Genomic DNA, 25,413 nt, shown 5'->3' with positions numbered 1-25,413 from the left:
TTGGCCATTTTAAAGATCAAACCCAAGATCCTTGCGGTAATAGATCCCGTCAAAACACACCTTGTTCAGGCTGTCGTATGAGGTTTTAAGCGCTTCTCTGAAGTCGTCACCAAACGAAGTGAAGGCGATGACCCGACCACCTGAGGTGACTACTTTATCTCCTTCTTGCTTTGTTCCGGCGTGGAACACGATACTGTCTTTCACATTTTCAAGTCCGACGATCTCCTTACCTTTTTCATACGCCTCGGGATACCCTCCGGAAACTGCCATTATCGTGGTGGCAGCACGCTCATCGATCTCCAGGGTCTTATCGGCCAGGCTCCCATTAGCAGTTGCAAGGAACAGGTCTACGATATCATTCTTGATCCTAGGGATCACCACCTCGGTCTCCGGGTCACCCATACGAACATTGTATTCGATCACATAAGGCTCTCCATCGACTTTAATGAGTCCGATGAAAACAAATCCTTTATAGGTGATATTATCCTTTTTAAAGCCGTCTACGGTAGGTTTAACGATGCGCTCTTCGATCTTCTGCATGAATTCGGCATCGGCGAAAGGTACCGGTGAAATAGCCCCCATACCCCCGGTATTGAGTCCGGTGTCGCCTTCGCCAATACGTTTGTAATCTTTAGCTGTAGGCAGGATCAGATAGTCACGACCATCGGTAAGCACGAATACACTGAGTTCGATCCCACTAAGGAACTCCTCGATCACCACCTTGGCACTAGCCTGTCCGAACTTGGCATCGACCAGCATATTTTTTAGTTCGGCTTTTGCCTCTTCAATATCATCAATAATAAGCACCCCTTTCCCGGCTGCGAGTCCGTCGGCTTTCAATACATACGGTGCCTTGAGTGTTTCCAGAAAAGCATAACCCGCTTCGAGACTATCCGAGGTAAAACTTTGGTAGGCCGCGGTAGGAATGTTATGTCTTGACATAAATTCTTTAGCGAACTCTTTACTTCCTTCGAGGATCGCTCCGGTCTTTGACGGACCGATCACATGCACTCCTTTTAACTCCTCCTGTTCCTGGAAGTAATCGTAGATTCCCTGTACCAGCGGATCTTCAGGTCCGACAACCACCATATCGATGTTTTCATTAACAACCAGTTCCTTTACAGCTTCAAAATCGTTGGGAGATACAGGCACGTTATTCGCGATAGCAGCTGTGCCTGCATTTCCGGGAGCTACAAATAGATGATCAACGTGATTACTTTGAGCGATCTTCCAGGTTAGGGTGTGTTCACGTCCTCCGGAACCGAGTACAAGAATGTTCATGAAATGATGATTTACGTATGGATTAGTTCGTTTTATAAAACGCAGCAAAGATAGCGATTTTAAGTTACGCAGTTACGCAGTTACGCAGTTACGCAGTTACGCAGTTACGCAGGTACGCAGTTACGCAGGTACGCAGGTATGCAGGTATGAAAAAAGCATCCTCAGGCCTGAATCACAAATATCCATTATCCCTTTACCTCTTTACACCTTCACCCTAATATGCATTCTCCTCTCCGCGGAAGACGTTGAGTACGGTATCAATAATGATCTTGAAGTCCAGTGCCATAGACCAGTTCTCCACATAGAAAATGTCCAGTCGTACACGGTTGATGATATCGCTATCCTTGGAGATCTCTCCACGATAACCACGAACCTGCGCCAGGCCGGTAATCCCAGGCTTCACAAAGTGACGTACCATGTATTTGTCTACAAGATCGCCATATAGCTCGGTGTGGTAAACCATGTGCGGACGAGGGCCTACTACAGACATTTGTCCGAAGAGCACATTAAAGAACTGAGGCAATTCATCGATACTTGTTCTGCGCATAAAGTTTCCGATCTTGGTTACCCTCATATCGTTCTTGGTGGCTTGCGCCTTATCGGCATCCTTATTAACCCCCATAGAACGGAACTTATAGCACTGAAATTCACCTCCGTTGATACCATGACGCTTCTGTTTAAAGAAAATCGGACCTTTAGATTCCATTTTGATCAGTAAGCCCATTAAAGGCACCAGCCAGGATAGTATAAAGACAATAACCAGAAGTGAGAAAACCACATCGAAGACTCTTTTCAATCCGTAATTAATCGATTCATCAAGCGGAATATCTCTCAAGGACAGTACCGGCAGGTAATCGTAGTATTCAAATTTGAGACGACGGTTGTAGATAAACTTATTGTCCGGGATGAATTTAACCACCTTCAGATTGTTATCTGCATAGTCAACGATATCACCCAGATCTTCGTTATTTAGCTCTGCCACCGAGCAGTAGATCTCATCGATCTCTTCACTTTCAGCATAAGCTATAAGCTCTTCAACCTTAAATGATCTCGAACCGGGCTTGAACTGCTTTTTAAATACAAAACCAAACTCAGGCCTATCCTTAAAGATATTGATAAGCTGCTCAGACTTGACGTTACTTCCAACCACCAGTGTGTTTCTGAAGTTGCCTCCAAGAGCCCTTCGATAGCGCTGCAGGAGATAATACATCAAGATCTTAAAAAAGGCGACCAAAAAAAAAGAAAGTGCGAAGTACTGCGCAAGTAACAAGCGGCTTACCATATGCTCTTTAAAGAACCCTATGAAGCCATAGAGCACCACAAAGAAAATAACGAACTGGCGGAATAACAGAGAGAAAACCCGCGACACCTTAGCATAACGCTGTACCTGATAGAACTCATTCTTAACCGATATGATCACCCAAGTAAAGGCCAAATACGCCAGGATAAGCAATGGATATCTCAACTTCAAGGGCAGGACATAGGCTAAACCAAGAATAATGGTGAGATCTATGATATAGGAAACGGGTTTTAGCAATCCGGAATATCTCCCTTGTTTATGAAACATTGGTTAGGATGTAGGTTTATTTCGCAAAAGTAAGTCAAATTGTAGAAGCATTAAAATCGCTATTAGCTTTTTTAGGGGGAGCTAAATAAACTTTCTATCTCTGACGAATAAGCATTTAGAATTTCCTGAGAAGAAAAGTTTTTAATAATGAATCTTCGTGCATTTAAACCTAGCTCTTCCTTATAACTTAAATCTCTTTGAAGTTTATTGGCAAAGTCAATTAAAGGATATATCTCTCCGGTAGAGTCATAATAACCACATTGTGACTTTTCAAAAATTGAAGCAACCTCAGACTCCTTATTACCGGTAACTAAAGACGGAACTCCACTGGCAAACATACCTAACAATTTTGAAGGCATTACAGAGTCTATAACTTCCGCTTTCTGAAATAAAATATGCAAATCTGCTCCACACAGTAAATCGTTTAAATCTTCAAAAGGTACCGGTGGATGATATTGAATATTAGTTAAATTGGACATTTCCTCCCGGACCCATTCTCGCTTCGCCCCATCGCCTACAAGAACAACATTAAACAGCTTGGTATCCAACCTTTTAACAAAGTCAACAAATAATTGCCAATCCTGCTTTTCACCAATATTCCCCGAATAAAGAATGTTGAATTTATCCTTATTAAAATAATCATGTGGTCTTGCTTGGTTAGGATTTATTTCGGAAGGATCAACCCAATTTGGAAAATACAGTAGTCTATCATCAGTAAGACCAGTTTTAGCGCGAAGCTTTTTGAGCATCGCGAAGCTAATCGTACTGGCGCCATCCACTTTTGAAAAAAGAAATTTTTCCAATTTGAACAACATATTGAAGATCCCTTTTCTCAACCTACTGCCTTGGCCATTGGACAACCCTGCCTGAGAAGCCGCATCAAACTCAAAATCCTGCACATGAACCCATAACTTCCCTCCTTTAAGATACCTTAATAACGTCCCAAGCAACAAAGAGCTCGTAAAGGGAACAATGACAATGATCAAATCTGTCCTATCAATTTTAAATACATTACGTATACTCCCAAAAGTGAAGTCCAGAAGGTGGAAAATCCGAGAGATAAATGTCGGCTTCTTAGGAACATACTGTTTATATCTATAAATGGTTATACCATCAATATTCTCTTCCAGGTACCTTTTTTTGAATCTGTACTCCTCAGAAATCTTCCAGGCTGGATAGTATGGAAATCCGGTTACGACATTTACATTGCAGGATTCATTTTGGAAATGTTTAGCCATTCCTGTTGAATAAAGGCCAATTGCAGTATCCTCGGGATAAAAATTAATTCCGATTATCGTTACATTTTTAATCATCATATCCTTTTCTCTCCTTAATAATTCTAGCAGGGGACCCTACACATATATTACCACCTGGAAGTGACTTAAAAACACTACTTCGCGCTCCAACTATTGTGCCCTTTCCAATGCAAACACCTGGGGCTATATATACATCGGTGGCAACCCAACATTCATCCTCTATCGTTATGGGCTCATTGGTTAATGGAAAATCAATCTTCTTGTGATCGTGAGATCCAGCGCACAAATAGGATCTTTGAGACACCACACTGTTACTTCCTATCTTGATTTCTCCCAGAGTATATAACGTGACATCATCTCCTATCCAGCTATAATCCCCTATAGAAAGCTTCCAGGGATAAGTGACAGTTACAGATGGACGTATTAATACACCTTTACCAATACTCGCACCAAAACGTCGTAAAAGCCAATTTCTCCATCTGTAAAACACCTGAGGGGAAGGATTGAAGAGCAATGCCTGAACAATCCACCACAATTGAACATAAACTTTAGACCTCCCCCTAAAATCCTTTGGAGTACGGTTCAACTTCAAATCCTGATAAACAATATTTCTTTGATCTTTCAAATCATCCTTCTTATTACCATTTCTAACTTAAATTCAGAATTAATGAATTATCTCCAATAATTGATCTTGAAAATGCTCTTCCGTAAAATTTAAGTTAACATGATGGTTATTTCTCAATGCAGAATCTTCAGTCCATCGAAATTCCTTTACCAAATCAACAATGGATTCTACTGAGCCTCTTTCGATATATTTTAACTCTTCATTCGAAAACAAGTCTGACAATGAATCTTGTGTAGTGGTTGCAACCATGCATCCCGAGGACATTGCTTCCAAAATAGAAATTGGAAGCCCCTCCACTTGCAATGCAGGAAGAACGAAAATATTTCCCCATAATAAAAGTTCCCTTTTAACCCTACCCTTCACAACGCCAAGATAGCGAGTGTGTTTTAGATCATTAATACTTCTCAACAACTCTTCGCGATGATTTACATCGATATTACCAGCCAACTGACATTCATACTCAACCCCCAGACTTTCAATGATTTTTAAAGCTTCTAGTAAAACAAAAACTCCTTTCCCCTCTACTAGATTACTTAAAAAAATAATTTTGGGAACGTTGAAATCTTTACATTTAATTTCATTTTCATCAAAAACAATATCATCTGTCACAAAATTAGACAAACAATGAATTCGACTTTCATTAATAGCGAATTCAAGGTTCTTCTTAAGCGATTCGGATAACACTATCCCCCGGTGACTTTGACCTAGCAGAAATTTCATAAATGATTTTTTAACCACATTGCTTTGGCTATAAGTGAATTGAAGAATATTCCCATGGATATGAGTTACTACTTTCTTACCTAAAATCCTTGCCATAATTATATATGGTGCATATTTCAAAATCCCACTAAAAGTTTGTCCTGGGGTTATATAAATAGTGTCACAATAAATAATCTTAAAAGCCTGAAACCATTTCGTTATAAAATGTATCATTTTTTTAAAGGAAAATGTTCCAAAATCTCCCTCAAATGACTTTATCGACATATTAATCTTACCCGAACAAATACCTCTTTCATCTAAAATGGTTAAGACCAAATCATTGGACACAGTTACCCCTGTAATTGGCTCCTCCAAGGGACCTATAATCAAAATTTTCTTCATTTTTTTGGTGTATTAAGAAGTTGCGAAAAGCAGATGAAAAATGAAAAATAAAACACTCCATCCTGGCGCTCTAACAAATTTTCAGTCAACATCTCAACCAAGTAAAAACATAAAAATATAAATAACATTATGTTACTATTACGTACTGAATACTGCAATAATTTAAAATACATGCCAACAATAACAATAAGTGCGATTAATCCAGATGACAAAAGCACACTAAGATATTGGTTGTGGGTATTGTATGCCTCAATGGTGAATCTATCATCATAACCCGACTCATTATAGCAATTCAACAACTTGTCTTTTGTATCCCCTACACCTACGCCAAAAATAGGATTCGATTTAAATAAATTCAATGCACATTGATAAATGGACAATCTAATGGAGGTTGAATCTAAACCACCAGTATGCTCAGAATAATTTATTTCAAGCAACTCTCTATATCGCTGAACTCTATCTGCGTCTGAAATTATCGCAATCGTTGATATCGACATAATCAAAATCAAGATAGCTGAGTAAAAAAGAACAACTTTTCTACGTTTTAAAAATATTATTAAACCTAATAATGTTATTAACAGGGAAAGAACAGGACCTTTCTTATTAAGGATTATTAAAAACATTAACAAAAAGCAGATCAGCACAAACCAAAAAATCTTCTGGATCGTTTTAAATCTATCGTCCAAAATATAAAACCCTAATATTAATATTGAAATCCCAATATGACATGAAAGATAGATTGAGTGAATATTATAATCCCCCAACTTATTATCTACCAAGTATGCATAGTGCTTTATAGTCTCAGAAAATGTGAATTCAGTCAGAACAAACCATGAAAAAAAAACAGAATTAAAAATCAAAACAAATATTGGAAAGAAAATCACTATTCTAAAATGATTTTCCCTAACATACATTGTTAAGTCATTGTTCTTTATCAAAAAAGAAAATAAAAATGGGAAAACCAGTAAAGGCAACATTGTACCTAACTTTTTTAACCCATAATGAAAATCTGCACTGTACAACAGACTAATTACTAAAACAAGAAAAATTGACGAATTTACAATAAAAAAGCCCTTATCCCAGGCTCGACGATTTGCAATGATATGAAGAATTACCCCAATACCAAATATTGCAATTATATAAGGTCTAAAATTAAAAGGCAATAAAATGGAACTCATCACCAATATGGAAAGTATATGGAATAATACGTTAGGCGAGATATTTATATTAATATTTGAGATCTTCATAATCTAAAACGAGAAACAAAAAAATTGAAGAATTTAGGGATAAAGTAAAAACCGATCAGCGAACCGCATAAGTAAGCAAATCCGTTAGTTAAGTCTCCCCGCAACAAGAATATCAAGTGGATTGAACTATAAAATGCAACCGACTTCAATAAGGGTGATTGAAATTCTAATAACCAGATTTTAGAATAGGCCCCAAAATATCCCAACAGAATTGCAAATAATACCACTCCAAAGAGTCCAAAATTAACATACCCCTCAGATATTAATGGATTTGATAAATTATTAAAAACAAAATCATAATCGCTAATCAAATAATTCCCTATTAATTCACCTGTTGAAATAGGTTTAGCCGGCCACAAAGACCTAGGAATGAAAAAAAATAATGCACTTAACAATTGAAATCCATAGGTCAAACCATTCACACTTACATAATCTATCGTTGCCATAATATTTGCAAAGGCATCATAATGCAAAGTATTAAAGGTTTTAAAGACGCCTTCATGTTTCAGATAATTAATAAATATTCCTGGGCTACCAATCATTTCATCAAAAGTTGCATCAATATGAGTGATAACAGCCATTAAAGGAAATCCTAGTATCAGTGCAAAAAATAAAAACGAATACGATTTTAAGTTTGAATTCAATAATCTTGGGAAGAAAAGAAAAATAAGTGTTATATAGATTGGCCCTAATGCGTTTCTCTTTTCTGTTAGCGGGTTTTTAAAAAATAAAAGCAAAAGAATACTAATTATACAAACGAACAAGACTGTGAGGTAATTTACATTTACCTTAAATCCGCTTTTCAGGTAAGATGAACAAATTATAATAATACCTAAGGGAACAAGAAAAAGAACCTTCTTCCTCACTAAAAACATGGCAACAGATTCTTGAAGTTCCGACCAATTGGGCCTTACCATTTCTGTTATTAAGTAATTCCAATTAAAAACTGCAATCAATAAAGCTACGCCAAGTAAGATCATAACGAGCAATGGAAAATTCCGGGAAATATTTACCCGTCTTTTCAATTTAACCATCAATCGCGAACTGAAATATATGTAAGAAATAAAAAATACAATATGAAAGAGCACAATCAACAGATTGATGTAAATAATCAAGGAATCATTAAAAGGAAACCCATTTGGAAATTTACCTCCATTTATCTGTAAATTAGTTATTTGAATAACAGGTGCAAAAAAAAGAAACAGGCTACTAAAAATGAGATAAGAAGATAAAAAAGGGGAGTGATTTCTCTCGTTATTTAGGTGATACCATGTTATAAAAAAAACAACAACGAAATTAAAAATAAAGGACGCCAAGACCTTTATCGGACCGCTATATAACAAGAATAGCACAAACGAAATTCCTGCAAAAATAAGTGGGAAAAGAGTTGCTAATTTTATTTTCATGTGGGGTGGGTAACGTTTTCTGTCTAATAATTACTATAAATCACAGCAATTCCAAAAAGGCTGATCCCATTGCTTCAACAGAATAGCGCTCCTTTGCAAAATCTATTATTTCTTCACTTCTTGAAATCCAGGAATTACGATTGGCTATGACACCTTCCATTTTCTCTGCTAAATTTTCCATATCATCCGTATTAAAGAAAAGCGAGTTAAAACCATCAACAGCAGCCTCTATCTCTGGGCTGTGATTCTCCCTTTTCGAAATTATCATCGGCACACCAAAACCAAAACTTTGAGTAATTGACAGACCTACATAACCTGGAGAAACACTTGCTATTGCAGTAGAGTATAAGTCTTTTAATTCTTCATAATCTCCAACGTGTCCAAACAATTTGACTCTGTCTATTAAATTATTCTCTTCTATATATTGCCGAATTTTTTCATACTCCTCGCCTGCACCTACAATCAATAAATTTACATCCATAGCTTGATCTTTTGCACACAAACATTTAAATGCCCTAACCAATAACATTGGCTTTTTATACAATGTTAAACGGCCTACATAAATGAAATTCTTTCGCTTGGAGACTTGATCTCCATTAATTAAACACATCTCATCCTTAAAAAAAACAGAATTAGGAGCAGCAACAATAGCTTTATGCGGCATGAGCTCGTGAAGCTCCCTTCTTTGAGAATGTGTATAAACAATAATTTCATCAGCCAGAGATCTCATAAAATGGCGAAGACGATCACTTTTAGAACCTTTTCCTGCGCGTGGCCATGCATGCCCCCATAATACTGTTTTCTTCCCAGCAGCTTTTCGTATTAACAATATCAACCAGTTCGAAATAATTCTGGGATTCATCTCCATAACCCATACATTATTCCCCAAAATAGCTCCCCACATACCTGTTTGAAAAAGAAACCTTCTTTTTAGAAAAAACCGATTTCTCACAAAACACATAAATGGTAAACCATAGTTAGTTTTTACAGAGCTTTCAAAGTAATTATCACCGCCAAACAAAATGAAATTCTCACCCAATTCTTCTCTTAAATACAAAAATATTTTCTCTCGATAATCGGGAATGGTCGTTTGTAGAATTACTAGTTTACGCATTTTTAAATGGATTTTCTTTAATGAAATAAAAAACCGCAAAAATCAATAATAATAATTCCGTAACCACCGTTATGATGGCGGTAGCATTAATATTATATAAGGGGACAAAAATCAAACTAAGGATTACGCTAATAACTGCCCCTGCAATCAATATCTTAGTTCTAACACTGTAAGCCTTTATGGCTGGAAAATACAACGTATTAAAAAGCATATTCAGACCAGAAAAAATTGCAATTAGACCCAACAACTGTAATACATAAAAGTATTCCCCGATTCTCTGATCATTATACAACAAATTTAAGATGGTTTCTGCCCCAAATAAAATGGTTATAAACATCAGTACTCCAATTAAACCAATAAACGGGTACGATTTCTTTATTAGTTCTCGTATTTCAGCTGGAGACTTTTTAGAAAGCCAAGGGAATACCGCCTGATAGATTGGCACGTAAATATTTTTAACAGCAAGTATCAGCTTCTCCATACTCGCAAAAATTCCCGCCATAACATTACCTGAAAAATACCCTAGTATAAAAACATTACTGGCAGTGTACAAACTTGTTGCTACATTAGAGTAAAAAAGTAAGGAACTTTCTTTAAGTAATCTGATTGTCAAGGACATTTTAGGCTTCCGTATTTTCAAACTTTTTATAGCAAGGACTAATCCAAGAATACCGGAAATTATAAATCCAAATGAATTAAAGATTGGAACTAACAGGTAGTCAGACTCCTCTCGAATTGAAACAAACACTAATAGGGTAAATATCACCTTTGCGGATACATTGAGTAAGGTGATAACTTTCATTTTTTCAACACCTTGGAAGTACCAAATGGGAAACAACCCCTGCCCTATGACAATTCCATAGCTTAAAAGGTAAACCAATTCCTCACCTTTAAACCTATCAAATGAAAATATCACTATTGCCAAAACCCCCGCTCCAAGAATCAACAATATCACCTTAATAAACAAAATAGCACTGAAGATATTAGATAATTCCTCAGGGGTATCCTTGTTTAATGAAACTTCTCTGGTTCCACTTAAACTAAACCCAAAATCTACAAAAACATGAAAAAACACCATCATAGATTGTGCAAACATCACCAAACCAAAGTTTTCTGCACCTAATTGCCTTACCAGTAAAGGTAGTACCAAAATAGGGAGGACATAATTCGCGATTTGAATAACGAACAAGGCACTGAAATTCGAAAACAACTTCCGGAAATCAGAACTCTTAAGTAATACTTTATACCTTTTCAATTCGTACCATATTTAATTGCAGGCAACCTTTAGTAATCATAACTTTCTTTAACCGCAAATTCATAGCCTGCAAAAATACAACAACCCCAATGGCTGACAAATTATTTCATTCCCTTAACATGTAAAAGATAGCAGTATATTAGAGACTGCTCAAATGGGTGAGGATAACCATAAATTTTTTTACTATTCTGTAAGCATCACAGAATTGGGTGGTCTAACTGCTAATTGCTTCAGTCCTGTTGAAGACATTGGTTGAAGTGTACTTTCGGAACGAAGTTCCATTATAATTCTCTGCGCAAAATCATACCAACTCATTGCCTCACCATCACAAAAATGCTTAACCCCAAAACTAACGGTATTATTTATGAGGCCAACAATGTGACGTGATAAATTGACTGTATTGGTAGGACACCCCACCTGATCATCGACGACCTTTAACGATTCTCCTTTCTCGGCCTTCGCTTTGATCGTGCGGTAGAAATTATGGCCGAATTCTTTACTGTATAGCCAGGAGGTACGCACAATATAATAGTGCTCCAATATCTCCTGAATAAATTGTTCGCCGGCTAACTTGGACTTCCCGTAGACATTCAGCGGATTAGGTCTATCATCGGGAGTATATGGAGCCCCTTTAGTACCGTCAAATACATAATCAGTGGAAATATGAATAAGTATGGCTTCATGCTTCTTACATTGTTCCGCTAGAGACTTAACCGCTTCAGCATTTACTTTAAATGCCCTTTCAGGTTCTGATTCAGCTTTTTCTACATTGGTGTAAGCTGCACAATTAATGCAGTAGTCAGGTTGGAGATCCTCAAAGACTGCCGCTAAGGCTTCAGGATCACAGATATCCAATTCTTTGGAATTAAAAAAGCTCCATTGCATACCGGTCTCTGCCCCATAGTATTTCTGCAAGGTCATACCCAGCTGTCCACTGGCTCCTGTGACCAGAACTTTAACCGGATCTTTCTTGTCCTCCCCCGCTACCATTGAAAAGCTTGCTCTGATTCAAGGGCATCAAAGCCTTTTAATATTCTGTCTTTATCGGAAAGCACCAATTCCTCCGCTGGTAATTGCCATTCAACATTAAGGTCAGGATCATTATAAATAATCCCCGACTCCGATCCGGGAGCATAGAACCCGTCGCATTTATAGGAAAACAACACCTCATCAGAAAGGGCGAGAAAACCGTGGGCAAAACCCTTTGGAATAAAGAGTTGTTTTCTTTCGATATCGTCTAAAACTATGGAAAATGTATTCCCATAAGTTGAAGATCCCGGCCGAAGGTCAACAACCACATCCTGAACCTTTCCCTTTAACACCTGAACTAATTTAGCCTGACTATCACTCCCTTTCTGAAAATGCAGCCCTCTTAAGGTCCCTTTAACAGATACTGAAAGGTTATCCTGGACAAAGTTCACCTCATATCCAAGCGCCTGGGTAAATGCTTTATGATTAAAGGACTCAAGAAAAAGACCCCGATCATCCTTATAGATCTTTGGCTCAAGTAAAAGACAGTCGTTTAAAGGCGTTGTAGTAATTTTCACTGATCAGGTTTTGGGATAAAGATAGGAGAATTTCGTGAGTTACATTAAATGCGTGAATTGCGTGAATTGGTTGAATTACGTTAATTGCGAGATTGAACGAATGTGATAATAACAAAATAAGTGGTGTAGGTTATTTTCTATATATTTGTATAAATTTAATTGTTTTGGTCAGAACACATAAAGATCTGGATGTCTACAAATTATCCCTCCAAATGGTTGGCTTACTCTACCAATTAACTGCAGCTTTCCCCGAAGAAGAGAAATACGGATTGATCAGTCAAATAAGAAGGGCTGCAGTATCTGTTCCTGCCAACATCGCTGAAGGAAGCGCCCGGAATACTTCGAAACAATTCTTATACTTTATAAATATTGCCATTGGATCAACGGCAGAAGTAGAAACATTACTGGAAATCTCAAAACTTCTGGGGTTCACTACCGATATTAGCCAGTACACCTATGATCTGATGCGCATAAAGCGAATGCTTATAAGCTTAGCTTCCAAACTAACTGATAATTGATTTACAATTTACCCCCATCTACAACTCACGAAACTCTCGGAATTAGCCAAATTCATATCACCAATCCCAAAAGATATTCCCCATAACCACTTTTCATTAAGGGCTTGGCCAATTCTTTCAGTGCTTCTTTACCAATTAAGCCCATTCTAAAGGCGGCTTCTTCTATACATCCGATCTTCAACCCCTGACGCTCTTCGATCACCTCTACAAATTGTGAAGCCTGCATTAGCGACTGAAACGTTCCGGTATCCAACCATGCCGTTCCGCGGTCTAATACGCCAACCTTTAACCGTCCTTTCTGCATATAGGCTTTATTGATATCCGTGATCTCCAATTCACCTCGCTTACTCGGTTGTATCTCCCTGGCGATCTTCACCACTTCGTTATCATAAAAGTAGATTCCGGGTACTGCAAATTTTGAACGGGGCTGAGCGGGCTTTTCTTCAATAGATACTGCCACCCCTTGCTCATTAAATTCCACCACCCCGTAGCGTTCCGGATCGTTCACGTGATACGCAAAAACCACACCTCCATTCGGATCACTATTGGCCTGCATCAGTTCTGCCAAACCGGTGCCGTAAAAGATATTGTCTCCCAGGATCAAGGCGACCTTGTCATCACCAATAAACGACTCCCCAATAATAAACGCCTCTGCAATTCCTTTTGGCTTTGCCTGGGTCTCATATTGAAAGGAGCAACCCAACTGACTGCCATCGCCCAGTAATTTTTGAAATAACGGCAGGTCTTCAGGGGTTGTAATGATCAGGATCTCACGAATACCCGCATAAATTAGGGTAGACAGCGGATAATAGATCATGGGCTTGTCGTAAACCGGCATGAGCTGCTTGCTCACCGCGAGGGTAAGCGGATGTAATCGAGAGCCGGTGCCGCCTGCTAAGATGATACCTTTCATGTGGGTTGGTTATTATGGTAATGATTATTGTAATATTCAAGATACGCTCCCGAGGTCACGTGATCGAGCCATTCCTGATGCGCTAAATACCAATCTACTGTTTTTTCCAATCCTTCTTTAAAGGTCACGGAAGGCTGCCATCCCAATTCATTATTGATCTTTGAGGCATCGATAGCGTAACGCAGGTCATGACCGGGTCTGTCCTTGACAAAGGTGATCAGTTTTTCACTGGCACCCTTCGGGCGACCTAATTTACAGTCCATTACCCTACAAAGTGATTTCACCAAGTCTATGTTCTTCCATTCATTAAATCCACCGATATTATAAGTTTCTCCAGTCTTCCCCTTGTGCAAAACAAGATCAATGGCAGCAGCATGATCCTCGACGTACAACCAGTCCCTGGTATAATTTCCATCACCATATACCGGAAGTGACTTTTCTTCAATAATATTATTCAGAAAGAGCGGAATCAACTTCTCAGGGAATTGATTAGGTCCGTAATTATTAGAACAATTAGAGATCACGTAGGGTAATCCGTAGGTTTCCCCATATGCCCTCACGAAGTGATCGGAGGAAGCCTTGGATGCCGAGTAGGGCGAATTCGGGTCGTAAGGCGTATCTTCACGAAAAAGACCGGTTTCCCCTAAGGTTCCATAGACCTCATCGGTGCTGATATGATAAAACCGCTTGCCTTCCCAATTATCCTCCCACAGGGCTCTGAACCCTTCCAGCAAATTGATCGTTCCCAGGATATTGGTTTTGGCAAAAACCAGGGGATTATTAATCGAGCGATCTACATGAGATTCGGCCGCCAAATGGATCACCCCGTCAAAACGTTCCTTGGCAAAAAGTCCTGAAATAAAAGCAGCATCAGTGATATCTCCCTTGATAAACCGGTAATTCTGTGATCCTTCAATATCACTTAGATTCTCCAGGTTACCTGCATAGGTAAGGGCATCGAGGTTAACGATCTGGTATTCGGAATACCTATTAACCAATAACCGAACCACATGAGAGCCAATAAATCCTGCACCTCCGGTGATAAGTAGTTTTGTCATGCGTAACTCGCGATTTGTACGAAAATAAGAAAGAATTAAAGAACTTTCCTCAATTCTTCAATCTCAAACGGAATGTCATCAACAAAAAAGACCCGGTGAATACCGGGCCTTATCTATTATTATGACTATAGAATTAACTCAACTTATTTCTATACGCAATAAGAAACTTATTAAGCTCTAAAACCAGTAATACTAAAAAGGTCAATAACATCAAGACCACAGGTCCTAAAAAGACCAGATTATTGGCAAGTCCTTTTAATTCAACCCCCCTACGAGGGAAATCAGAGATCACATTAATAATACTTGACTTATTCGCTTTTTCCTGGTTTAAAGAAACCATAGAAGCCTTAAGTTCATCGATCTGGTTGATCAGCGCTAACTCCTTATTTTGTTGAGAACCATTCTCACCCAGGCTGATATTGGTACCCTGAAGCGGTTTTTCGGCTTCTTTCTCCATCACACGCTTGTAAAGCTCCTGAAGAGAATCGATCTCTGCCAGCTGCTTTTTGATGATCTCATCCTGAAGGTCCAGGTTGATCTGGGTGATGTTCTTTTGCAGCTTGAAGTAATCGTTACGGGATATGGAATTAAGTATCGCAGGTCTTGTCTTTTGAGCAATAAAAGGATCTGTGGCAACCACCGAAATATTGTGGAAGCGCGCGTCCAGAGAGTTGAAGTTCTCCATAAAACGCTCCATATTGATGGTCTTCTGTGTGGTGGTGTCTAACTCCCTAACGAACTGATCGAAGAGTCTCACCTTCTGATTCTCATCGGCATAGGATTCAATGCTAAACTCTCTCAATGTCGCAGCTTCCGCGACAGAAATCTCCAACGCCTCCGCCAAACTTACTGAGTCCCTAACCGCTGCCAGTTCGTTATAAAAGTTAACATTGTTATAGAGCTGCTGAACACTATTAAAATTAGGCTCTACGACCATGGTAGATACATATTTCGTATTGGTAAAGTTTTCAGCAACCACTCCAAGGATAACTCCAAGCACCCCTGCGATCACAAACTTCAAAAAGTGCTTCTGGATGAATAAAAGAAACTGCAATAAGAATCCGAAAAGGCCTTTAAAGATCCCTCCGATAAAATTGAATAGCTTTCTAAACCCATCTCCTATGAGCTTAAATAACTGTCCTAGATCAATTTCCTCAGCATTGCGATTTGGGGGGGTAGGTTGCAAATTGTTGTCCATGGTTTACTTACTATTAAATATCTGTTCTAATATCTTTTCTGTGATCAGGTAGGTAGGCTTTACACCCGTTGTTCCCAATCCGCCGGAAGCCAGCGTACTCCCTGTTTCCAGTGGATTATCTGAGGCATAATACGCATATCTCACCTTGACATCCTCAGAAATACTCTTCCTGATCTGGGAAGCCGATTGCACGGCTTTTTGATAATGAGCCCCTTCCATTTCCAGTCCGATGACATTCCAGGTACTGTCGTGGAAAAACTTCAGAATATCCCTGTTCTGCAACGAGGTTCCCAGTACCGTGATCATGGTTCCTTCACACACTTTGAGTCCGTTGCCTTTAAAATCATCGGCGCAAAGCTCATTCTTAAACGGATAATTATCGGCTGTTCCTTCAAAAATATGTGCCGAAGGGATCATCAGGTCGCCTTTTCCTCCTTCAAGGATCCCGGCTTTCCCCATGATCGAAACGGAAGCAATATTCATATAATGCTTTGTTTCATCCTTCTCTTTATAAGGCTTTAAAAACTCATCAATAGTTTCATAAGCCTGCTCACCAAAGGCATAATCCATCACAAAAAGGACAGGTGCCTCATTATCGGCTGCAAAATTAGGATTATTACCTGTACCACCAATACTTTTCAGGTCGAATAATTGCACGTCGATATTGGTTCCTGAGGTATCGTCAATACTGATCATGCCATTCTTTTCGGCATAGGCGGTCACCTTCTTACGCATGGCGTTATTTTCCGGCTGACTCAGTTCGGTATAGAGGTCAAGGTCCGACTTTGCCTTTACCTGGGTACCAAGAGCCTTTCTGGCGAAAAGCGTATTCATGACCGAGTGCATATTTGCACTGATAATATGGATCGGACGGCGTAGCAGTCCTTTCTTGTGCAACACCTCTTTGATGTTATTCGCCCACCTTTCTCCATGGATATGGTGTCCAAGGCGTTCTCTGAGTACCGGACTAAAAGTTATGGTGCGTTTCTTCCCTTCTTTGATCTCTGCAAGTCCGAGTTTCCCCATCCAGTAAATGATGTGGAGAAATCTGTCCGGCTCTTCCTTGGTCTTAAAAATGCCGTGGGCATTCTTTAATTCGGCAAAGGTGCGCCCCATAATATTACTCATATGACTCAGGGCTACTTCACGTTCAGTGACCGTAAGCTTTTTCTTTTGGATCGCCTCCTCCAGTCGCTCCCAATCCCTCAGGATGGTCTTGTCTTCTTCATCGTAAATGCGATTGGCGATCTTATTCGACTCGATGAACATAAAGGTAAGATGGGTCAGAATATCATAGATATCCGAACGCCCTCTGGTGATCTCAATATTCATTTGCTCCTTGTCTATGCGATAGCAATTGCGTCGACGCTTTGGAGGAATGATCACCTTGAATCCGGAATTCTTATACCCTTCATCACTGGTCAGGTTAATAAACCTGCACTCTTCGATCCCATACGGAAGCCTGTCCAAAACATATAACAAGCCGTGCAGCTCTGTTTTTTCCTCAGCCACCGATCCGTAGATCTCCGGTCGCAATTGCAACAAAGCTTCTCTCAGGGTCTCTCCCGAAACTCCCATGGGTTTATAAAATCCTCTGTTAAAAAGATGACGCATGGTGATGTACATGCGTTCAATGGCCGCTGTAGATTCCTGGGCCCGGGTGCGTTTAGCTGTAGTACTCATCTCACCTATTTCCCGGCAAAAATACGAGTTCTTTTCCAACTCTCCACTATACAAGAGCTATCTTACTGTAATTTAAGCATTTTGAAACGTATTGTTTTTTCGTAAAATCCGCTAATAATAACCGGAAGCACTTAACAGGAACGGCGGATTATAAAGGTCGTCTTTGTTGTAATCCAAAGGCTGTTGGTCTTCCATTCTCACCATTCGGGCTCCCTGGGTCTCGCAGATGGCCTGCCCTGCAGCAGTGTCCCATTCCATACAAGGAGAATACCGCGGATAAAATTGAGCCTGCCCTTCGGCCAACATGCAAAATTTAACCGCACTACCACGCCTGATCAGGCGAATACGTTCTTCACCGTACTTCAGCCTGAGCTTTTCCACATATGCCAGAGTACGCTTATTCAAATGCGAATGACTCACTGCTACCCCAATATGCTCAGACACTATAGGCTTCAGTTCTTCGGGCTCCATGCCTTCCAGCTCTGAAAGCTCCAAACGAGGTAACTGATGCTTGTAAACACGCCCGGGCAAAGTACCCCCTATATAAAATTCACGGGTTACCGGGATCAGGATGATGCCCAGAACAGGAAAGTCATTTTCCATCAGGGCTATATTCACCGTAAAATCGTCTCCTCCGTTCACAAATTCCCTGGTGCCATCCAGGGGATCTACCAACCAATAGCGCTCCCAGTTTTTTCTGATCCTGTACTCCGGATGGTTCATCTCTTCACTCAGTAAAGGGATCCCGGTGCCTTCGAGGGTTTCAGAGATCACCTTATGGGCCGCTTTGTCGGCTATAGTTACAGGAGAATCGTCTTCCTTATACTCAGTCCCCAGATCGCCTCCATGCACCTCCATGATGGCCTTTCCGGCAACCACAGCAGCTTCAAGAGCTGCTCTTATTTCGGAGATATTAAAAAGATCGTGTTTCATAATTCCTAAGGATTTTACCCTTGGGGCTTTCAGGCAACAGGCATCCTAAACAAGAAAGTCTTTCAGGCCATCAGCCACCTTTCTGTCGTTCGCCAGTCGCTGCACTTTATTCTGTCCGCCCAATTTCCCGGCCTTCTTCATGTAAGCATTGAATCCGCCGTGCTTCACCGCACTTATCTTAAGCGGCTGCAGAACCTTACCTTCTATAAGATCGAAGTAATAGGAGTTTTGCTTTTGCATTTCCTCATCCAAACGGGCGATCATGGCGCTCAGGTCTGCCGGCACCTCTTCGAACTCTATCAGCCATTCATGGTACGGAAGTTCTCCCTCCCGAACGTCGAGTTGTGGCGCTACCGTAAACTCCCTGACCTTGATCCCTTGTTCCGCAGTGACCAATTGCATAGCCTGTTCCACTTCTTTGGCAATAACATGCTCCCCAAAGGCCGATATAAAATGCTTGATACGTCCTGAAACGATCACGCGGTACGGATCTGTAGAAACGAATTGAACGGTATCCCCGAGGTTATATCCCCAAAGTCCGGCATTGGTAGAAATGATCATCACATAATTCACTCCTTTCTCCACCTGCCCTATGGTAAGCCGTTCAGGGTTCTCATCAAAGAACTCTTCGGCGCGGATAAATTCATAAAAGATCCCCCCATCCAGTAACAGCAACATTCCTGGTTCCTTTTGCGAATCCTGGTAGGCAAAAAAGCCTTCACTGGCCGGGAAGAGCTCGATACTATCCACCCTTCTGCCTATGAGCGATTCAAAACGCTGGCGGTAAGGCTCAAAATTCACCCCTCCGTAAATGAACAGGTTAAATCCGGGAAAGATATCTCCGACCTTTTTTCCGGTACGCTTTTGCAATCGTTCGAAATACATCTGAACCCACGAAGGAATTCCGCTTATCACGGTCATATCCTCCTTAACGGTCTCATCGACGATCGCTTCCACCTTCGTCTCCCAGTCATCTATACAATTGGTTTCCCAGCTGGGCATTCGATTCTTCTGAAGATAAGGCGGTACATAATGCGCTACGATCCCGGAAAGGCGCCCCAGTTTAATTCCGTTCTTTTCCTCAAGGATCGGACTCCCTTGCAAGAAGATCATCTTTCCATCGACAAAGTCTGTATTTCCCGTTGCGGCAATGTAGCACAGGATAGCATTCCTGGCCGCTTTAACGTGGTAGGGCATGGAGTCGTCGGTGATCGGAATGTATTTCGCCCCCGAAGTGGTTCCTGAAGTTTTCGCGAAATAGATCGGCTTTCCGGGCCAGAGCACGTTTTCTTCTCCTTTCACCACGCGCTCCACATATGACTTAAGTGCTTCGTAATCCCTTACAGGGACTCTTGCTGCAAAGTCCTCATGACTCTTGATATACCTGAAGTCATGATCACGGCCAAACCGTGTATCCTTAGCCTTGGCTATCAACTCGCGAAAAACCTTTTCCTGAGTTTCTACCGGTCGCGTTGACCATTTCTTTATTCGTTGGGTAACGATCCGGGCAAAGACCTTTGCCCCTATTGCTTTAATCGACATATTATTCAAAGTCTATATAATCGGACGGATTCACCGCATGCCCTTCACTCCATAGTTCAAAATGCAAGTGGGGTCCTGTAGTAAGCTCCCCGGTATTCCCAATAATGGCAATAACCTCACCGGCCTTTACCAGGTCGCCCTGTTGCTTGCTTAAAGAGGAATTATGCTTATATACCGATAGCAGTCCGTAAGGATGTTCTACAATGATCACGTATCCGGTTTCTGCCGTCCATTCAGAAAAGATCACGGTACCATCGGCAACCGATTTCACCGGGGTTTGGGCAGGGGCGGTAAGATCTATAGCGAAATGTTCTTCCTGAGGATTATACCCCTGAGATACTGTTCCCTGCAAAGGAGGGAAAAGCACAAAGTCCAAACGGGAAGAAGCCGCCTGAAAAAGATTGTATTTATCTTCCAATGCCACCTTTTCGCGAAGGAGCGAATCCTGTCGGTTGGGCTGTAAAGCCACCTCGGCCGTATCGTTGTTCAATTTAAACTCGGAGAAAAGGGAATCCCTGTCGATCTCTTCCGTATTGATCTCGCCCTTGAGCACCTTCTGGATCTCTCCAAAATACGCCTCATTTGCAGCAAGCTTGTACTCCAGGGAGTCTACCTTAAATGCAAGATCGGTAGCCTTAATGCGAAGTTCAGTGGAAGAATACCCCGGAATATACTCCTTCAAAGGGGTAAAGGCGATAAGAAGAATGGTCCCCGCAATAAGCAGCGTGGTAAAAAGCGTACCCAGAACGAAAACGTTAAGCCGATTGAGCTTGAAAGACAGCCGTTCTTCGAAAGTATCTTCATTCAATACCACCAGGCGGTATTTGTGAAGTAACTTCTGTTTGATCTGCTTTCTCTTTTCTTCTTTTTTTGCCATATCACAGCAAATATAACCAAACCCCTCTGTATTTCAACAGGAGGAAACTGGCTTTTTGTATAACTGAAAAATAAGAGTTTAAAGTTTAATTCTTACCTTTGCAGCTGAACTTAATTTTATAATCATGGCATTAGTATTTTCTCTTATGATTGGATGGCCTCAAATGGTACTCATCGCTGTTGTAATACTCTTGTTGTTCGGGGGGAAGAAATTACCTGAACTTATGAGAGGGCTTGGTAGCGGTATTAAAGAATTTAAGGAAGCTTCCAAAGAAGAAGACCCATCAGAAACAGACAAAAAGAACGATTAAGCAATTAATCATCTACCTTCATAAAAAAAGCCTTCTTTTCAGAAGGCTTTTTTGTTACGGTATCTTCGCAATTACTTCGATGCACTAACTACACCGGAGTCTCCTTGCCCCTGATCTGTGAATCTTAAGGTTTTCAGGATCGCTTCTAATTCGAACATATAATCGCGCTTATTGGTCGAAGGCGCAAAGGTGAACCCTTCAAGAACCAATAAACGGTCATTAGGCTTGTCTTCTACGATATAATTAACGAACGGACCTGCCATGAAGAAATTCTTCACTTCCCACATTCCTTTGGTCTCTACAGCCTTTCTGCCGGCAAGCTCGGTGTCGAACACATAAGGCGCATAAGCCTTCTCAGTGATCATATACATACCCTCTTCCCTTCCGGGAACATAGGTCTCACCAATGCTGTCGCGCATTTTAACGATGGTCTCAACCCTTGTCGTATCGTTAGGAATACTGTTTAACGGCATCTCATAAACCAAGATGTTCATAGTTCCGTTATTGCGAATGATCCTTTCCATCCAGAAAAAGTTATTTTCCTTTTTGGTGATCTTGTAGATCGACGGCATGGTAAGCGATATTCCCAGTTCCTGGAGATCTTTCTCCTTATTCAGGGAACGCTGAAAACGTTTCTGAGACTCTTTGAGTTCCATATCCTTGAACTTCCCGATAATATCCGGAGCAAAACGTGCCACCTGAGCCATAAGCGCTTCGGTATTGCCACCTTCGAGAATGGCTACCTGCTGCGGCTTGGCAAACAGGTCGTTCTTTACAACTGCCTGTTTTGTGCTGTCTACCTTGGCGATGAGAATATTTCTTCGGGTACGTACGAAGTCGGTAAATACTTCCGGACTCACCTGGCGAATAGTGAACAGGGGTTCATCCCATGGCAAACCGTCTACAGGTGCTGCGAAATACTTTCTTATGGTATCTCCCAGGGCACCTTGCCACAGTTCGTCTTCAACCACTACAGAGATCTCATTGATCGCTCCCACAGACTTGGGGAGTACTTTTTTATCAGACTCTTCACATGAAAAAAGGAAAAGTGACAGGAAAAACAAGAGGACTACGTTCTTCATCTTTTGATTCTTTTTTGATTACAATTCACCAGATCTTACCGCGAATATCGTTCCAATCCCGAAAATCGGGGACATAAATTTAATAAAAAAGCCTTCAGACCGTGTTGAGCGCGGTTCAGAAGGCCTGTATTCTCTTCTTATCTTCTTGAGATCGCTCCGGTCATCAGAGTCTTCGCGGATAAATGGTAAGACGCTGTCCGGCCCTGATATTACTATTTCTCATACCATTCCATCGCTTAATATCACTAACCCTGACACCAAATTTTTTGGCGATCCTACCGAGGTAATCTCCGGACTGTACGCGATATCGTATGCGCGAATTCTGTTTTACCAATTCAGGCAATGGCTTTTCTCTTTTGGCCAGGTCTGCCTTCACATGCTCGTAGATCACCTGCTCATTGGCCACGAACTTTCCGAGTTTATCTACAGGCAATCTCAGCGCGTAGTTGCGATCTTCGAGATCCGGGATAATATTGAGCTTGTACGACGGATTAAAGAACTCGAGTGCTTCTACATCCATATCAAGTACCTCCGCCACATGATCAAAGGTAATGAGCTCCCTTACCCTAACGGTATCAGACTCGTAATACGACCACTCCGGGTGATACTCCTGCAGTCCGTGTTCTTTGGCGTATTCAAAAATATACATGGTAGCCTGGAATGCCGGCACATAACCTGCAGTTTCCCTGGGTAAAAATGGTCTTAAATTCCAGTAATTCTCACTTCCGCCGCTACGACGTATCGCCTTTGACACATTTCCGGGTCCTGAATTATACGCCGCCAGGGCAAGGTCCCAATCGCCGAACATCTTGTACAGCTTCGCCAGGAATTTTGCCGCCGCCTCTGTAGAACGTGCCGGATCGCTTCGCTCATCGACATAACTGCTTACATTCAGGTCGTAGATCTTTCCGGTCGAAAACATGAATTGCCAAAGTCCCGTAGCTCCTACCCTAGATTTTGCACGCGGATTCAATGCCGACTCGACAATGGCCAAGTATTTCATCTCCAGCGGAATATCGTGTTTATCGAATTCCTGTTCGAACATCGGAAAGTAATACTTACTCAAGGCCATAAGCTTGGTAAGGTGCTTTTGGCGGTGTTTCAGGTAGCTATTGATCACGCTTTCCAGAACCGGATTGTACTCAATATTAAACGGTGTTTTACGATTAAGCCTTTCCAAACGCGCTTTCAAGGTGTCGGTAGGCAATACGACCGGTGCTGGCCTTTCAAATTCTAAGGAAGAAATATCGGTATATACCGTATCGTAGAGACCGGATCCGTAGAACTGCTGTAACCAAAGACTGTCTACCCTTTTAGCGAAAGGAACATCGGGAAGTATGTATTTTCCATTTTTCACGAAAAGGTCGATCCCTTTTGCAGATCCAGCATCTGATGATCTCTCTTCTTCCACCTTTTTATTTACAGCAGTGGTGTCTGAGGTAATCGCAGCGCTACCCGATGGGTTGACACCATCCTGGGCGTTCAGTGCAAAAGGCGCACAAAGGATAAACAGTAAAAAATACTTTATTGCATTCATGATCTTTCAGGGCATTTTAGGACGTGCAAAAATCGGAGAAATTTTAAACAATCCTCCCTACACAATGTTAAAAAACAAACCCTTGCATCAAGTACAAGGGTTTGCGATATATAACGTAAAATGATCTTGCCTATTGTCTGATAGCAGCAATTCCCGGAAGCGTTTTTCCTTCAAGGCTTTCAAGCATGGCTCCCCCACCGGTAGACACATAGCTCACCTTTTCTTCGAAACCGAACTGTTTTACAGCAGCAACAGAATCACCACCCCCTACAAGAGAGAAGGCTCCGTTGGCAGTAGACTCGGCGATAAACTCACCTACAGCGATAGTTCCCTTGGCGAAACTCTCCATTTCGAACACCCCTACAGGACCGTTCCAAAGAATGGTCTTAGAGTTCAGGATCACCTCTCTGAAGTTGTCCAGGGTCTTAGGACCGGCATCCAGTCCTTGCCATCCGTCAGGGATCTCATCTACTGCGCAGATCTTGGTATTGGCCTTGTTATTGAAATCATCGGCCGCGATCACATCTACAGGAAGGTAAACGTTCACTCCGTGAGTTTTCGCTTTTTCGAGAATACTCAGGGCGAGGTCTTGTTTATCGTCCTCACAGATCGAATCCCCGATCTTACCTCCCTGGGCTTTAATAAAGGTATAGGTCATACCTCCACCAATGATCAGGTTATCTACCTTATCAAGAATATTTTCAATGATGGTGATCTTTGAGGACACCTTAGACCCCCCAAGGATCGCCGTTACCGGCTTCTCACCACTGCTCATTACCTTATCGATCGATTCGATCTCACGGGCAAGAAGGTACCCGAAACATTTGTTCTCAGGGAAGAATTTCGCAACGATGGTGGTCGAAGCATGGGCTCTGTGGGCAGTACCAAAAGCATCGTTCACATAAACATCACCTAATTTAGAAAGCTGCTCTGCAAATTGCTCATCACCTTTTTCCTCTTCAGCATGAAAACGAAGATTCTCCAACATCAATACTTCTCCGGGTTTGAGATCGGCTACTGCTTGCTCTGCCTCTTCTCCAACACAGTTAGCAGCAAACTTTACCTGCACCCCGATAACTTCAGAAACCTTATCAAGAATATGCTTTAATGACATCGACTCATTCACCTGCCCCTTAGGACGCCCCATATGACTCATCAAAATAGCACTACCTCCATCTTCAAGCACCTTTATGATCGTAGGTTTCGCAGCTTCGATACGGGTAGTATCGGTAACTTCGAAGTTTTCGTTTACAGGAACATTAAAATCAACCCTGATCAGGGCCTTCTTATTCTCAAAATTAAAATCGTCTATTGTTTTCATATCATTCATCTAAATTATACACAAAGTTACGTATTTATCAAA

The 25,413-nt window shown here is 41.1% G+C and carries 23 protein-coding genes; 2 read left to right on the top strand and 21 right to left on the bottom strand.

The features are described 5' to 3' along the window. Positions 1–9: 9 nt before the first annotated feature. From purD to rfbC, 11 genes are all read right to left on the bottom strand, one after another. Positions 10–1,281: a phosphoribosylamine--glycine ligase gene (purD, locus tag IS446_RS03095; protein ID WP_203058514.1), complete on the bottom strand. Its 1,272-nt coding sequence runs from the start codon at positions 1,279–1,281 to the stop codon at positions 10–12. 214 nt (positions 1,282–1,495) lie between these two features. Next, on the bottom strand, positions 1,496–2,848 hold the full coding sequence (locus IS446_RS03090; RefSeq protein ID WP_203058512.1) for an undecaprenyl-phosphate glucose phosphotransferase: 1,353 nt from the start codon (positions 2,846–2,848) through the stop codon (positions 1,496–1,498). A 71-nt stretch (positions 2,849–2,919) separates the two neighbouring features. Then, entirely contained in the window at positions 2,920–4,164 is a 1,245-nt protein-coding gene (locus tag IS446_RS03085) for a WcaI family glycosyltransferase (RefSeq protein WP_203058510.1), read from the bottom strand. Further along, positions 4,154–4,729, bottom strand: coding sequence for a putative colanic acid biosynthesis acetyltransferase (locus IS446_RS03080; protein WP_317192159.1), 576 nt, complete (start codon positions 4,727–4,729; stop codon positions 4,154–4,156). The genes IS446_RS03085 and IS446_RS03080 overlap by 11 nt, the downstream gene beginning before the upstream one ends. A 39-nt stretch (positions 4,730–4,768) precedes the next feature. After that, a complete protein-coding gene (locus tag IS446_RS03075) occupies positions 4,769–5,830 on the bottom strand; it encodes a glycosyltransferase family 4 protein (RefSeq protein ID WP_203058508.1) in 1,062 nt (353 codons plus the stop codon). Next, entirely contained in the window at positions 5,827–7,008 is a 1,182-nt protein-coding gene (locus IS446_RS03070; RefSeq protein ID WP_203058506.1) for an O-antigen ligase family protein, read from the bottom strand. Before IS446_RS03070 ends, IS446_RS03075 begins: the two co-directional genes overlap by 4 nt. Before the next feature lie 65 nt (positions 7,009–7,073). Next, entirely contained in the window at positions 7,074–8,483 is a 1,410-nt protein-coding gene (locus IS446_RS03065) for an O-antigen polymerase (RefSeq protein ID WP_203058504.1), read from the bottom strand. 40 nt (positions 8,484–8,523) lie between these two features. Further along, a complete protein-coding gene (locus IS446_RS03060) occupies positions 8,524–9,597 on the bottom strand; it encodes a glycosyltransferase (protein ID WP_203058502.1) in 1,074 nt (357 codons plus the stop codon). Next, positions 9,590–10,852: a flippase gene (locus IS446_RS03055; protein WP_203058500.1), complete on the bottom strand. Its 1,263-nt coding sequence runs from the start codon at positions 10,850–10,852 to the stop codon at positions 9,590–9,592. The genes IS446_RS03060 and IS446_RS03055 overlap by 8 nt, the downstream gene beginning before the upstream one ends. 183 nt (positions 10,853–11,035) lie before the next feature. Beyond that, positions 11,036–11,842 (bottom strand): dTDP-4-dehydrorhamnose reductase, encoded by an 807-nt coding sequence (gene rfbD / locus IS446_RS03050; RefSeq protein ID WP_203058498.1) that lies wholly within the window; start codon positions 11,840–11,842, stop codon positions 11,036–11,038. Next, entirely contained in the window at positions 11,836–12,399 is a 564-nt protein-coding gene (gene rfbC, locus IS446_RS03045; protein ID WP_203058496.1) for a dTDP-4-dehydrorhamnose 3,5-epimerase, read from the bottom strand. The genes rfbD and rfbC overlap by 7 nt, the downstream gene beginning before the upstream one ends. A 164-nt stretch (positions 12,400–12,563) precedes the next feature. Here rfbC and IS446_RS03040 point away from each other — a divergent pair, with 164 nt between their 5' ends. After that, the gene (locus tag IS446_RS03040) at positions 12,564–12,917 is read left to right on the top strand and encodes a four helix bundle protein (RefSeq protein ID WP_203058494.1); all 354 of its coding nucleotides are present in this window, start codon (positions 12,564–12,566) and stop codon (positions 12,915–12,917) included. Positions 12,918–12,969: 52 nt separating this feature from the next. Here IS446_RS03040 and rfbA read toward each other — a convergent pair whose 3' ends face one another. From rfbA to IS446_RS03005, 7 genes are all read right to left on the bottom strand, one after another. Further along, the gene (gene rfbA / locus IS446_RS03035; protein ID WP_203058492.1) at positions 12,970–13,830 is read right to left on the bottom strand and encodes a glucose-1-phosphate thymidylyltransferase RfbA; all 861 of its coding nucleotides are present in this window, start codon (positions 13,828–13,830) and stop codon (positions 12,970–12,972) included. After that, positions 13,827–14,888, bottom strand: a complete 1,062-nt coding sequence (gene rfbB / locus IS446_RS03030; RefSeq protein WP_203058488.1) for a dTDP-glucose 4,6-dehydratase — start codon at positions 14,886–14,888, stop codon at positions 13,827–13,829. Before rfbB ends, rfbA begins: the two co-directional genes overlap by 4 nt. Positions 14,889–15,021: 133 nt before the next feature. Further along, positions 15,022–16,086, bottom strand: coding sequence for a hypothetical protein (locus IS446_RS03025; protein ID WP_203058486.1), 1,065 nt, complete (start codon positions 16,084–16,086; stop codon positions 15,022–15,024). A 3-nt stretch (positions 16,087–16,089) separates the two neighbouring features. After that, entirely contained in the window at positions 16,090–17,769 is a 1,680-nt protein-coding gene (locus IS446_RS03020; RefSeq protein WP_203058484.1) for a DUF6909 family protein, read from the bottom strand. A 111-nt stretch (positions 17,770–17,880) separates the two neighbouring features. After that, positions 17,881–18,702: a 3'(2'),5'-bisphosphate nucleotidase CysQ family protein gene (locus tag IS446_RS03015; protein ID WP_203058482.1), complete on the bottom strand. Its 822-nt coding sequence runs from the start codon at positions 18,700–18,702 to the stop codon at positions 17,881–17,883. A gap of 45 nt (positions 18,703–18,747) precedes the next feature. Continuing rightward, the gene (locus IS446_RS03010) at positions 18,748–20,244 is read right to left on the bottom strand and encodes a GH3 auxin-responsive promoter family protein (RefSeq protein ID WP_203058480.1); all 1,497 of its coding nucleotides are present in this window, start codon (positions 20,242–20,244) and stop codon (positions 18,748–18,750) included. Between the two features lies 1 nt (position 20,245). Continuing rightward, the gene (locus tag IS446_RS03005) at positions 20,246–21,121 is read right to left on the bottom strand and encodes a M23 family metallopeptidase (RefSeq protein WP_203058478.1); all 876 of its coding nucleotides are present in this window, start codon (positions 21,119–21,121) and stop codon (positions 20,246–20,248) included. Between the two features lie 124 nt (positions 21,122–21,245). On the opposite strand from IS446_RS03005, the gene IS446_RS03000 reads away from it, so the two are divergent. Continuing rightward, complete coding sequence (locus IS446_RS03000; protein ID WP_317192158.1) at positions 21,246–21,431, top strand: twin-arginine translocase TatA/TatE family subunit; 186 nt, start codon at positions 21,246–21,248, stop codon at positions 21,429–21,431. A gap of 71 nt (positions 21,432–21,502) precedes the next feature. Here the strand turns inward: IS446_RS03000 and IS446_RS02995 are convergent, their stop codons facing one another. From IS446_RS02995 to IS446_RS02985, 3 genes are all read right to left on the bottom strand, one after another. After that, on the bottom strand, positions 21,503–22,513 hold the full coding sequence (locus IS446_RS02995; protein ID WP_203058476.1) for a DUF4837 family protein: 1,011 nt from the start codon (positions 22,511–22,513) through the stop codon (positions 21,503–21,505). 163 nt (positions 22,514–22,676) lie between these two features. After that, positions 22,677–24,050 (bottom strand): lytic transglycosylase domain-containing protein, encoded by a 1,374-nt coding sequence (locus IS446_RS02990; RefSeq protein ID WP_203058474.1) that lies wholly within the window; start codon positions 24,048–24,050, stop codon positions 22,677–22,679. Positions 24,051–24,180: 130 nt separating this feature from the next. Further along, on the bottom strand, positions 24,181–25,371 hold the full coding sequence (locus IS446_RS02985) for a phosphoglycerate kinase (protein WP_317192156.1): 1,191 nt from the start codon (positions 25,369–25,371) through the stop codon (positions 24,181–24,183). Positions 25,372–25,413: the final 42 nt, after the last annotated feature.

This window comes from Robertkochia sediminum (assembly GCF_016786255.1).
Taxonomy (GTDB): Bacteria; Bacteroidota; Bacteroidia; order Flavobacteriales; family Flavobacteriaceae; genus Robertkochia; species Robertkochia sediminum.
Note: the sequence above shows the minus strand (reverse complement) of the source record. Positions and strands in the feature narration are given on the sequence as shown.

Coding starts and splice junctions, on each gene's coding strand:
- purD (WP_203058514.1), bottom strand. CDS start 1,281: ATGAACATTCTTGTACTCGGTTCCGGAGGACGTGAACACACCCTAACC.
- IS446_RS03090 (WP_203058512.1), bottom strand. CDS start 2,848: ATGTTTCATAAACAAGGGAGATATTCCGGATTGCTAAAACCCGTTTCC.
- IS446_RS03085 (WP_203058510.1), bottom strand. CDS start 4,164: ATGATGATTAAAAATGTAACGATAATCGGAATTAATTTTTATCCCGAG.
- IS446_RS03075 (WP_203058508.1), bottom strand. CDS start 5,830: ATGAAGAAAATTTTGATTATAGGTCCCTTGGAGGAGCCAATTACAGGG.
- IS446_RS03070 (WP_203058506.1), bottom strand. CDS start 7,008: ATGAGTTCCATTTTATTGCCTTTTAATTTTAGACCTTATATAATTGCA.
- IS446_RS03065 (WP_203058504.1), bottom strand. CDS start 8,483: ATGAAAATAAAATTAGCAACTCTTTTCCCACTTATTTTTGCAGGAATT.
- IS446_RS03060 (WP_203058502.1), bottom strand. CDS start 9,597: ATGCGTAAACTAGTAATTCTACAAACGACCATTCCCGATTATCGAGAG.
- rfbD (WP_203058498.1), bottom strand. CDS start 11,842: ATGGTAGCGGGGGAGGACAAGAAAGATCCGGTTAAAGTTCTGGTCACA.
- rfbA (WP_203058492.1), bottom strand. CDS start 13,830: ATGAAAGGTATCATCTTAGCAGGCGGCACCGGCTCTCGATTACATCCG.
- rfbB (WP_203058488.1), bottom strand. CDS start 14,888: ATGACAAAACTACTTATCACCGGAGGTGCAGGATTTATTGGCTCTCAT.
- IS446_RS03025 (WP_203058486.1), bottom strand. CDS start 16,086: ATGGACAACAATTTGCAACCTACCCCCCCAAATCGCAATGCTGAGGAA.
- IS446_RS03020 (WP_203058484.1), bottom strand. CDS start 17,769: ATGAGTACTACAGCTAAACGCACCCGGGCCCAGGAATCTACAGCGGCC.
- IS446_RS03015 (WP_203058482.1), bottom strand. CDS start 18,702: ATGAAACACGATCTTTTTAATATCTCCGAAATAAGAGCAGCTCTTGAA.
- IS446_RS03010 (WP_203058480.1), bottom strand. CDS start 20,244: ATGTCGATTAAAGCAATAGGGGCAAAGGTCTTTGCCCGGATCGTTACC.
- IS446_RS03005 (WP_203058478.1), bottom strand. CDS start 21,121: ATGGCAAAAAAAGAAGAAAAGAGAAAGCAGATCAAACAGAAGTTACTT.
- IS446_RS03000 (WP_317192158.1), top strand. CDS start 21,246: ATGGCATTAGTATTTTCTCTTATGATTGGATGGCCTCAAATGGTACTC.
- IS446_RS02995 (WP_203058476.1), bottom strand. CDS start 22,513: ATGAAGAACGTAGTCCTCTTGTTTTTCCTGTCACTTTTCCTTTTTTCA.
- IS446_RS02990 (WP_203058474.1), bottom strand. CDS start 24,050: ATGAATGCAATAAAGTATTTTTTACTGTTTATCCTTTGTGCGCCTTTT.
- IS446_RS02985 (WP_317192156.1), bottom strand. CDS start 25,371: ATGAAAACAATAGACGATTTTAATTTTGAGAATAAGAAGGCCCTGATC.